The following is a 10,556-nucleotide window of genomic DNA, read 5'->3' as shown; positions in this document are numbered from 1 at the left end:
CGCGCGCCTGGTACCAGGACAATCTCGGTATCGGCGGCGAATGGGGCGCCATGTTCCCGTTCAAGAAGGACGATGCCGAGGGCTTCAGGATGCTCGACTGGCGCCTGTACAGTTCGACGGACATGGCGAACTGGACCGATCGCGGCGTCGTCGCCTCGCTCGCGACCTTCCCGTGGGCGGTTCAGACCAACGACGCGTGGGCGCCGCAGGTCATTGCGCGCAACGGCAAATTCTATCTCTACGTACCGATCAGCATCGACGGCAAACCCAAGAACGTCATCGCGGTCGCGGTCGCGGATCGTCCCGAAGGCCCGTTCCGCGATGCGCTCGGCAAGCCGCTGATCGCGCCGGGGCAGGACAATATCGATCCGACAGTGTGGATCGACGACGACGGCCAGGCCTATCTCTATTGGGGCAATCCCGACCTCTATTACGTGAAACTCAACAGGGACATGGTGTCCTATGCCGGGCCGGTCACGAAGGTCGCGCCACGCATCACCGATTATCAGGAAGGCCCCTGGTTCTATAAGCGCAAGGGCCATTACTACATGGCGTTCGCCTCCACCTGCTGCTCGGAAGGCATCGGCTACGCGATGAGCGACGGGCCGACCGGCCCCTGGACCTACAAGGGCCAGATCATGGAGCATGACACGCGCGCCACCGGCAACCATCCGGGCATCGTCGATTACAAGGGCGGATCGTATCTGTTCGGCTTCAGCTACGAACATAATTTCGCAATGACGCCGATCCATCACGAGCGCCGATCGGTCTCCGTCGCCAAGTTCGACTATAATGCGGACGGCACCATCCCGAACCTCGGCTGGTGGGACAAGGTCAGCGCGCCGCAGATCGAGCCGCTGAACCCCTATCGCCGGGTCGAGGCGGAGACGATCGCCTGGACCTCGCGGATCAAGCGCGAGCGCGACCGGCCCTATGCGTGGGCTCCCGGCGTGACCACCGCGCAGGATGGCCGGGGCGGTGTGTACGTCACGCGCATCACCGATCGCAGCTATATCAAGGTCGCGGGCATCGACTTCGGCAAGGCGGGCGCCCGCACGTTCGTGGCCGCGGTCGCCAATGCGAAACCTGACGTCGTGATCGAGCTGCACGCGGATCGGGTCGATGGCCCTGCCCTCGGCACCCTTCGCCTTGCGGCCTCAACGACCGGCGGCGAGTGGCGGGAGGAGACGGCCGCCATCGCGGACGTGTCCGGGGTCCACGACCTCTACATGGTATTTCGCGGCAAGGGGGATGGGCCCTTGTTCGATTTCGACCATTGGCGGTTCGTCCGCTAACGGCCGCCGTCCCATGCCGCAGGTCGGGTGCCGACGTCAGTCCGGACGCGCGAACGCGGCGCCCAGGCCGCCCAGCGCCTGTGTCAGCGCCTCCATGTGATAGGGCTTGGCGATGGTCCGGGTGAAGGGATCGTCCGCGACGCCCGCCACTTCCTGACCCCCATCGGTGACCAGCAGGATCGCCAGATCGGCCCGAAGCGCTCGTAATTCCTTTGCCAGGCCTCGCCCGCCGGAGAGGTCGAGGTCGATCACGACGGCCGTGTAATGGCCGCGCGACGCGCGGACCATGCCGACCGCTTCCCCGGCGGTGCCCGCCTCGTCGACCAGATAGCCGGCCGCGACCAGCGCCTCCGCCGTCAGCATCCTGACCGCCGGGTCATGATTGACGAGCAGGAAGCGGCCCGACGTACCGCTGTCCAGCATCTCGCGCACCTTCGCCGACAGCGTATCGAACGTGAACGGCTTCGCGACGATCTGCACGCCCGGATCCAGCCGTCCGCCGTGCACGATCGCATTGCGGGTATAGCCGCTCGTGTAGAGGATCTTGAGGTGGGGTCGGATCGCCCGCGCGGCGTCCGACAATTCGCGGCCCGACATTGCGGGCATGACGACATCGGTGAATAGCAGGTCGATCTGGACGTCGAGACGCTCGACCAGGCGCAGCGCCGCCGGTCCGTCATGCGCTTCCAGCACGCGATAGCCGAGTTCGCGCAGGATCTCGACCGTGTACGCGCGAACGTCGTCATCATCCTCGACGACAAGGATCGTCTCGTCATGCGATCCCGCAGCGGGCGCGGCGGCCTGTTCGTCATAATCGAAGCCGCCCTGATCGCCGACCAGGCGGGGCAGATAGATCTTGACCGTCGAGCCCTCGCCCACCTCCGAATAGATCTTCACGTGCCCGCCGGACTGCTTGACGAAGCCGTAGACCATCGAAAGCCCCAGGCCGGTCCCCTTGCCCACCTCCTTGGTCGTAAAGAACGGCTCGAACACGCGCGCCAGCGTTTCGCGCGACATGCCGGCGCCCGTGTCGCTCACCGCGATCACGACGTAATCGCCCGGGGGCACTTCGGCATGTCCAGCGGCGTAGGCATCGTCCAGGCGCGCATTGGCGGTCTCGATCGTCAGCTTGCCGCCGTCGGGCATCGCATCGCGCGCATTCACCGCCAGGTTGAGGATCGCGCTTTCGAGCTGGTTGGGATCGGCCTCGACCCGCCACAGGCCGGGCGCGGTGACGGTCTCCAGCTGGACGGTCTCGCCCAGTGCGCGCTTGAGCATTTCCGCCATGCCCGCGATCAGGCGGTCGGGATCGAGCGCCTTGGGGTCCAGCGGCTGGCGACGGGAGAAAGCGAGCAGCCGCTGCGTCAGCGCTGCCGCCCGCTCCGCGCCCTTCTGCGCATTGCCGATCGAGCGGCGGAGCTTGGGGTTGCCTCCTTCCGCGTCGATCGCGCGCAGCGCCATGTCCATGTTGCCGGTGATGATCGTCAGCAGATTGTTGAAATCGTGCGCGACGCCACCCGTCAGCTGTCCGACCGCTTCCATCTTCTGCGCCTGGCGCAGCACCTCCTCGATCTGCTCCCGCTCCGCGACCGCCTGCGCGATGCGCTGTTCCAGCGACTGGTTGAGCTCCAGCAGCGCCTGCTCGCCGCGCTTGCGCTCGATCACGATCGACGCGGATCGCGTCACGAATGCGATCAGTTCCATTTCGTCGGGCGACGGTTTGCGCGGTTGATCATGATGGAGCGAGAAGGTCCCGAGCACATCGCCCTGGCTCGACAGGATCGGCGTCGACCAGCAGGCGCGCAGGCCATGGCGGAGTGCCAGATCGCGGAAATCCACCCATAGCGGATCGTCGGCGATATCGGCGACGTAGACCGCACGCCTTTCGAACGCCGCCGTACCGCACGATCCTGCATTCGGCCCGATCGCCATGCCGTCGATCGCCTCGTTATAGGCGGTCGGCAGGCTGGGGGCCGCGCCGTGCCGCAGAAACCGGCCATCCTCGCTCAGCAGGAGCACGGATCCGCGCATCTCCGTCGGCGACAGATCCTCGACCGCGCGGACCAGGCGATCCAGAGCTTCGGCGAGCGAGGTGTCCTCGACCGCCGCTTCGAGGATGCGGTTCTGGATGATGCGCAGCGTCTCGCCCCGCACACGATCGGTGACGTCGGTACCCTCGACGAAAACGCCGCTGACCTCCCCCTCCCCGTCGACGATCGGCTGATAGACGAAGTCCAGCGCACGCTCCTCGAGCATGTCGCCGCCCGAACGGGCAAGGCGGACCTTCACACCGGTCCCGCGATAGGGCTGGGCGGTCTGCCGGACCCGGTCGAGCAATTCGATGAAGCCCTGGTCCGCAATCTCGGGCAGCGCCTGGCGCAGCGGCTTGCCCACGATGTCGCGCTCGCCGACAAGATTCATGTAAGCCGGGTTGGCCAGTTCGAAGACGTGGTCGGGGCCGCGCAACACCGCCATCAGCGACGGGGCTTCCGAAAACAGCTCGCTCAACCGCTCGGTCTCGGCCTGCAACTGCGCGTTCAGTTGCTGCAGCGCCTCCTGCGCCTGTCGCCGCGACCGCGCCATTTCCAGCGTGGTGGAAACGCGCGCGACCAGCTCCCGCGCGCTGAACGGCTTGACCAGATAATCGTCCGCGCCCGCTTCCAGCCCCTCAACCTGGGCTTCTTCGCCGGCGCGTGCCGACAGCATTACGACGGGCAGGTCGCGCAGATCCTCGTCCCGCCGAACGTGATGAAGCAGTTCGAAGCCGTCCATCTCCGGCATCATAACGTCGGTGAGGAGCAGGTCGGGGCGCCCCCGCCGCAGGCTGTCCAGTGCCTCCCGACCATTGCCTGCGGTTTCCACCTGATAGCGGCCGGCAAGCAGACGCCTGACATAATCGCGCATGTCGGCATTATCGTCCGCCAGCAGGATCCGCGCCTCCCGGTCCCCATGCGGCCGATCCCCCCCCGCCCCCGTAGCGTCGCCGAGGATGCCTGGTGTCATGGCGTCGTCGGGCGCGTCGCCCGTCCAGCGCAGCGCTTCTTCGAGGAATGCTCCGGTCGCCCGAACCGCCAGGTCGCCCGCATCGTCGTTGACCCGCTCGGGCGGAAGGTGATCGCGGCCGAGGGGGATCGTCACGCGGAAGACGCTGCCCACGCCGAGGCTGCTTTCGACCGCCGCCTCTCCCCCATGAAGCCGGGCAAGCTCCTGTACGAGCGCGAGGCCGATGCCCGATCCTTCGAAGCTGCGTCCATTGGCCCCCTCGACCCGGTGGAACCGTTCGAAGAGCCTCGGTAGTTCATCGTCGGCGATGCCGATTCCCGTATCGCGCACCGAAAGCTCGGCCCGGCCGTCACGTTCGCGCAACCGCACCTCGATCCCGCCCTTCAACGTGAATTTGAAGGCGTTGGAGAGCAGGTTGAGAACGACCTTTTCCCACATCTCCGGATCGACATAGGCGGTGCGCGACAGCGGATCGACGTCGACCGTAAGCGTAAGCCCGGCCTTGTCGGTCGCCGATCGAAAGCTCGACGCGAGCTCGGCCGTGAAGGTCGGCAGGTCGGTCGGCCGGTATACGGCCTGGACGCGCCCGGCCTCGATCCGCGAGAAATCCAGCAGCGCGTTCACCAGCTTCATCAGGCGCATGCCGTTGCGATGTGCGACGTCGACCAGCCGGCGATCGTCCGCCGACACGCGCTCCGCGGATTTCGACAGCACCTCTTCGAGCGGTCCGAGCATCAAGGTAAGCGGCGTGCGGAATTCGTGGCTGACGTTGGAGAAGAAGGTGGTCTTCGCCCGGTCGAGCTCGGCGAGCTTCTCGGCGCGCCGCCGCTCCTGCTCATAGGCGTCGGCATTGGCGAAGGCGGCGGAGATCTGGCCGGCGGCGAGCGTCAAAAAGCCGCGATAATCGTCATCGAACAGGCGATAGGGGTTCAATCCCACGACCAGGACGCCCTGCCGGCCCGTTTCGCCGGCCGCCGGCGCGGGCAGAAGCGCCGCACGCTGCGCGGGGATCTGCCAGGCGCCCGTGGGAAGGGGTTCGGCAAACCTGGCGGCAAGGTCTTTGATCTCGATCGCTCCCTGCGCCTTCAGAACATCGTCGAGGGGCCAGGGAGATTTGGCTCCATCGGCGCAGGCCGGATGCGATCGATCGACGCGACACGTCGCGGCAAGCTCCAGGCCGCTCAGATCCTCGCACACCATGAAGAGGATCGCGAAGGTGATGTCGTGCGGATCGGTGCCCAGTGCACCGCCGACCGCCTCGCACACCCGGTCCCAGGTCCGCGCATTCGCGGTCTGCGCCGCCAGTTCGCGCAGCAGCGCCAGCTGTCGTTCGCCGATGACCCGCCCCGTATCCTCGCTATTCGCGCAGATGATGCCGCCCGCGCTGCCATCGTCGTCCGGGATCGGGCTGTAGGAGAAGGTGTAATAGGTTTCTTCGGGGTAGCCGCTGCGCTCCATGATGAGCAGTTGTTCTTCGGCGAACGTCCCCTCCTCGCCCGTCGTCGCCGTGGCGAGCATGGGGCCGATATCCTCCCAGATCTCGGACCAGACGACTTTGGTCGGTCGCCCGAGCGCCCAGGGGTGCTTGCCGCCGATGATCGACTTGTAGGCGTCGTTGTAGAAATAGATCAGCTCCGGGCCCCAGCCGATCCAGATCGGCTGGCGCGAAGTCAGCATGATGCGGATCGCCGTCTTGAGGCTCTGAGGCCACTGCGCGGGCGGTCCCAGGCCCGTGGCCGTCCAGTCCTGCGCGCGCATCAGCGCGCCCAGTTCGCCACCGCCCCGCATGAACTCGGCGTCGTCGATCCTCACCCTGCACCCGCTCCACTCGATTTCAAGCTCAGGGTCGGACCATGAACGCCCTGCCCCTGAGAGCATCAGTCATGGTCGACGCCATGCGGCGATTGTCGCCATCGCTCGCCCGCGGGAGGTTCCCAGTTCCGGGCCTCAAGTCAATGGCAGATCCCACCCGGGACTTCCGGGATCGCCCGCATGCCCCCCGACAAATCTGTCGTTTTCACGTATGCCGGGCCGCGCGATGGGTCGCTTTGACACATTTGGCTCGACCGATGTCCTACGACCAGAACTCGCTTGATATATCTTTGTGCGCGTACTGATATGCGGAATGCCAAACGCTTCACCTCCACTTCCCCTCGTCTTCGGCGGGGGACCGATTGGTAATCTGCAGCAGCCGGTGAGCGATGCCGATGCGATCGCTGCCGTCGAGCGGGCGTTCGATCTGGGCATCCGCGATTTCGACACGGCGCCGCACTATGGCCGTGGCCTGAGCGAGCGCCGCGTGGGCGACGCGTTACGATCGCGCGAAGGCTATGTCCTGTCCACGAAGGTCGGGCGGCTGATGCTGCCCGACGCATCGATGGGCATGGCGAGCGACCTCGACGGGTTCCGCTCCCCCATGCCCTTCCGCCCCGAATATGATTACAGCGCCGGGGGCATCGCCCGATCGCACGAGGCAAGCCTCGACCGCCTCGGTCTGGCGCGCATCCACCGTCTGCTGGTGCACGACATCGGCACGTTCAATCACGCGGAGCGGAACGGGCAATATTGGAACCAGCTGACGCAGGGCGGCGGCTTCCGCGCGCTCGAACGGCTGCGCGAAGATCGCACGATCGATGCGATCGGTCTGGGCGTCAACGAGGTCGAAATCTGCTTGTCGGCGATGCGTGAGGTGCATCTCGACACGGTGCTGATCGCGGGGCGCTATACCCTGCTCGACCAGCAGGCGCTGGATCGCCTGCTCGACGCATGCCTTGACGCGGGGACTTCGGTGATGCTCGGCGCGCCCTTCAACAGCGGGATATTGGTGACGGGGACACGCGGCCCCGCGACGCCCTATTACGATTACCAGCCCGCATCGCCCGAGATCATCGAACGCGTACGCCGCATGGAGGCCGTGGCGGAGCGCCACGCGGTCCCGCTTGCGGCGGCCGCGCTTCAATTCCCGCTGGGGCATCCGGCCGTAACGGGGGTCGTGGCGGGCTTCCGTGACGCGCGGCAGGTCGATCAGGCGGTCGCCTGGATGCGGCACCTCATTCCCGACGATTTCTGGACCGAGCTCGTGGCCGAGGGCCTCTTGCGGCCCGACGCGCCCACCCCCTCCTTACGAAACGGAGCATCGACATGAGCCGCCCCTCGATCCTGGTCACCCGCCGGCTGCCCGAGGCGGTCGAACGACGGATCGCCGAGCATTTCGACGCCACGCTGAGCGCCGACGACCGGCCGCTCGATCGCGATGCGCTGGCGGACGCGCTGCGGCGGTTCGACGCGCTGATCCCGACGATCACCGACCGCATCGATGCCGCGCTCATCGGCCTGCCCGACCGCCGGACGCGCGTCCTCGCCAATTTCGGCGCCGGGCTCGACCATATCGATCTCGCGGCCGCGCGCGCCACCGGCCTGACGGTCACGAACACCCCCGACGCGCTGACCGAGGCGACCGCCGAGCTCGCCATCCTGTTGATGCTGATGGCGGCACGGCGCGCGAGCGAGGGCGAGCGCGAGCTGCGCGCCGGACAGTGGACGGGCTGGCGCCCGACCCACTTGGTCGGCAATTCGCTGGTCGGCCGTACGCTCGGCCTCGTCGGCTTCGGCCGCATCGCGCAGAGCACCGCCGCCAAGGCGAAGGCCCTGGGGATGCGGATCACTTTCCACAGCCGGCGTGCGCCACCGGCAGAGGTCACGGCCCCGCTGGAGGCCGAACGCCTGCCCTCGCTGGAGGCGCTCGCGGCGACGGCCGACATCCTCTCGCTCCATGTGCCCGGCGGGGCGGAGACCCGGCACCTGATCGATGCGCGCATCCTCGCGGCGATGCGGCCGGACGCGATCCTGGTGAACACCGCGCGGGGCGAGGTCGTCGACGAGGCGGCGCTGGCCGATGCGCTTGCAGCCGGCACGATCGCAGCGGCGGCGCTCGACGTCTACGAGCGCGAGCCTGCGGTCCATGCGCGCCTTCTAGACCACCCCCGCTCGGTCCTGCTGCCCCACCTGGGAAGCGCCACGATCGAGACGCGCACGGCGATGGGGATGCAGGCGATCGCCAATCTCCAGGCGTTCTTCGCGGGCGACACGCCGCCCAATCGCGCCGCCTGACTATAGGCCCCGACCGCATATCGGCCGGGGCCGATCAGGCTTAGAAGCGCGCGCGCACCCCGAACAGGTAGCGACGCCCCGTCAGCCCGTAGCGGAAGGTTTGCGCCTTCACGTCGGAATAGGTGAATTCCTTCGCATTGTTGAGGTTCAGCGCGTTGGCCATCAGCGTGAAATTGGGCGTGAGATCGTAGCTGATGCTGGCGTCGAGCTGGCCATAGGCGTTGGAATAGAGCGGCAGGCCGTTGCGGCCGTTCGCCTGCACCAGGTAACTGTCGCGCCACGTATAAGCGGCACGCGCCTGGATGCCGTATTTCTCGTAGAAGCCGACCACGCTGTACGAGTTCTTGGAAAGCCCCTCCAGGCCGTAGCTCGCGCCCGCCACCTGGTTCTCATACTGCGCGTTGCTTTCGACGAAGGTATAGCTCGCCTGCACGCCCAGTCCGTCGAGCGCGCCGGGAAGGTTGCGGAACGCCTGCCGATAGCTGACCTCGAAGCCCTTGACGTTCGCGCCCTCGCCATTGGTCGGCGTCGTCACCTGGAACGTCACCTGATCGACCACCTGCGGGGTGGTGGAGCGCGAAACGAAGCTGTCGATATTCTTGTAGAAACCGGCGATCGACAGCAGTGAGAAGCGGTCCAGATACCATTCGAACGACGCCTCGACCTGCGACGCGCGGAACGGATCGAGGTCGGGATTGCCGCGCGTGATCTGCTCGTTGCCCGGATTGGACAGGATGGTCTGCGCAGGCGACAGGTCGGTCAGCGTGGGGCGGCTCATCACGCGCGACGCCGCGACGCGGAACAGCAACGTGTCGGTCAGGTCCAGGCGCGCATTCATCGACGGCAGGATGTCGGTGTAGCTGCCCTTGAAGCCGAGCGGCTGGACGGGCGAAAGCTCGATGATGTTCTGCCCCTGCCCGTTCGGCCGCGCACTGATGATCGTCTGCGCCGCGCCGTCGGAGGTGAAGCGCGTATCCTCGATGCGAACGCCGACGTTGACCGACAGCGGCATCGAACCGAGCTCGGTCTTCACGTCGAACATCAGATAACCCGCCCAGACGCGCTCCTTCACCACCGAGCTTTGCGACGGGCTGTAGACCGGCGCCTGGTAGCCGATGAAATTCGGGTCGTTGCGCTGCGCCGTATAATCCGCCAGCGCCTGCGTCAGCGCACGCTCGTCATACTGGATCCACTGACGGGTCGTGTCGCCGTCATAGCCGGGGAACCAGTTGCCCGGCGTGCGTGAGAACAGCGCGGACGGCAGCGGCGCGTAGGTCGTGCCGCCGCAGAAGCCGCACTGTGATGCCACCGGCTGGCTGACATTGTCGGCGATCTTGTCGCGGTTCAGGCGTGCCAGGCCGAAGGACAGTTTCGCGCCGCCGTCGCTTTCCCATTCGCCGCCCGCGCGTGCCTCCATGGTCTTGTCGGTCGTATCGGTTCCCCCGACCGACATGTAATGCGCGCCCAAATTCGCGAAATCGGTGGCGCTGTCGGCGTAGCGGGGGTTGCTCGCGCGGAAGTCGAAGATCGGGCTGCCGGTGCGGCTGTCCCATTCGGTCGTCATGCCGGTGCGGCGGACCGTGGTGAAATAGGTGTCGTCATTGCCGCGGCGCGTCGCGCGCGATGCGGACACGTCGGCGTAGAGCGAAAGCCCGTCGCGCTGCCAGGTGACGTTCTGCCCCAACAGCCACGTCGTCGCCTTGCGACGGTTGCGGAAGCCGATCTGATCGACGAACCCATTCGTGAACCGTTGGTAGACCGCCCGGTCGCCCTCGACCACCTGCTCGGCGAGCGTACCGCCCGAAAAGTCGAACGTGAAGGCGACGTTGCGGTCGATCTGATCCAGCCGCGAGAAGAAGCCATCGGAGGTGAAGGTCAGTTCGGGCGTCGGCTTGTACTGGACCGTCCCGCTGACCCCGATCCGTTCGCGATCGGAAAAGTTGAAACCCGGCGACAGGTTCGACGGCATGATGACGTCGTCGAAACTACCGATCGAAGGCGCGACGCGCCCCGCGAAATAACTGTCGTCGCTGCTGTGGCGCACCCAGCCCGCGCCGATTTCGAACGTGTCGAAGCGGACCTCGCGCTTCTGGTACGATCCGACCAGCGACACGCCGAACGTGCTGTCCTGATTGTGCCAGCTGAACA

The 10,556-nt window shown here is 66.5% G+C and carries 5 protein-coding genes; 3 read left to right on the top strand and 2 right to left on the bottom strand.

Features of this window, described 5'->3' with window-relative positions; genetic code table 11:
• On the top strand, positions 1-1,295 hold a 1,295-nt coding region (locus ACOJSF_RS03295; protein ID WP_420140807.1), incomplete at its 5' end, for a family 43 glycosylhydrolase.
• 36 nt (positions 1,296-1,331) lie between these two features.
• Here ACOJSF_RS03295 and ACOJSF_RS03290 read toward each other — a convergent pair.
• Entirely contained in the window at positions 1,332-6,110 is a 4,779-nt protein-coding gene (locus ACOJSF_RS03290; RefSeq protein ID WP_420140806.1) for a response regulator, read from the bottom strand.
• Between the two features lie 313 nt (positions 6,111-6,423).
• Between ACOJSF_RS03290 and ACOJSF_RS03285 the strand changes: the two genes are divergently transcribed.
• Both ACOJSF_RS03285 and ACOJSF_RS03280 read left to right on the top strand, forming a co-directional pair.
• On the top strand, positions 6,424-7,443 hold the full coding sequence (locus ACOJSF_RS03285) for an aldo/keto reductase (RefSeq protein ID WP_420140805.1): 1,020 nt from the start codon (positions 6,424-6,426) through the stop codon (positions 7,441-7,443).
• Positions 7,440-8,408 carry a 2-hydroxyacid dehydrogenase gene (locus tag ACOJSF_RS03280; RefSeq protein WP_420140804.1) on the top strand — a complete coding sequence of 323 codons (969 nt, stop codon included), beginning with the start codon at positions 7,440-7,442 and terminating at the stop codon, positions 8,406-8,408. Before ACOJSF_RS03285 ends, ACOJSF_RS03280 begins: the two co-directional genes overlap by 4 nt.
• 40 nt (positions 8,409-8,448) lie before the next feature.
• On the opposite strand, the gene ACOJSF_RS03275 is transcribed toward ACOJSF_RS03280, so the two are convergent.
• The coding region (locus tag ACOJSF_RS03275; RefSeq protein WP_420140803.1) for a TonB-dependent receptor at positions 8,449-10,556 on the bottom strand (2,108 nt) is incomplete at its 5' end.

The sequence above is a fragment of the Sphingomonas sp. genome (genome assembly GCF_048594985.1).
GTDB lineage: Bacteria > Pseudomonadota > Alphaproteobacteria > Sphingomonadales > Sphingomonadaceae > Sphingomonas_I.
Note: the sequence above shows the minus strand (reverse complement) of the source record. Positions and strands in the feature narration are given on the sequence as shown.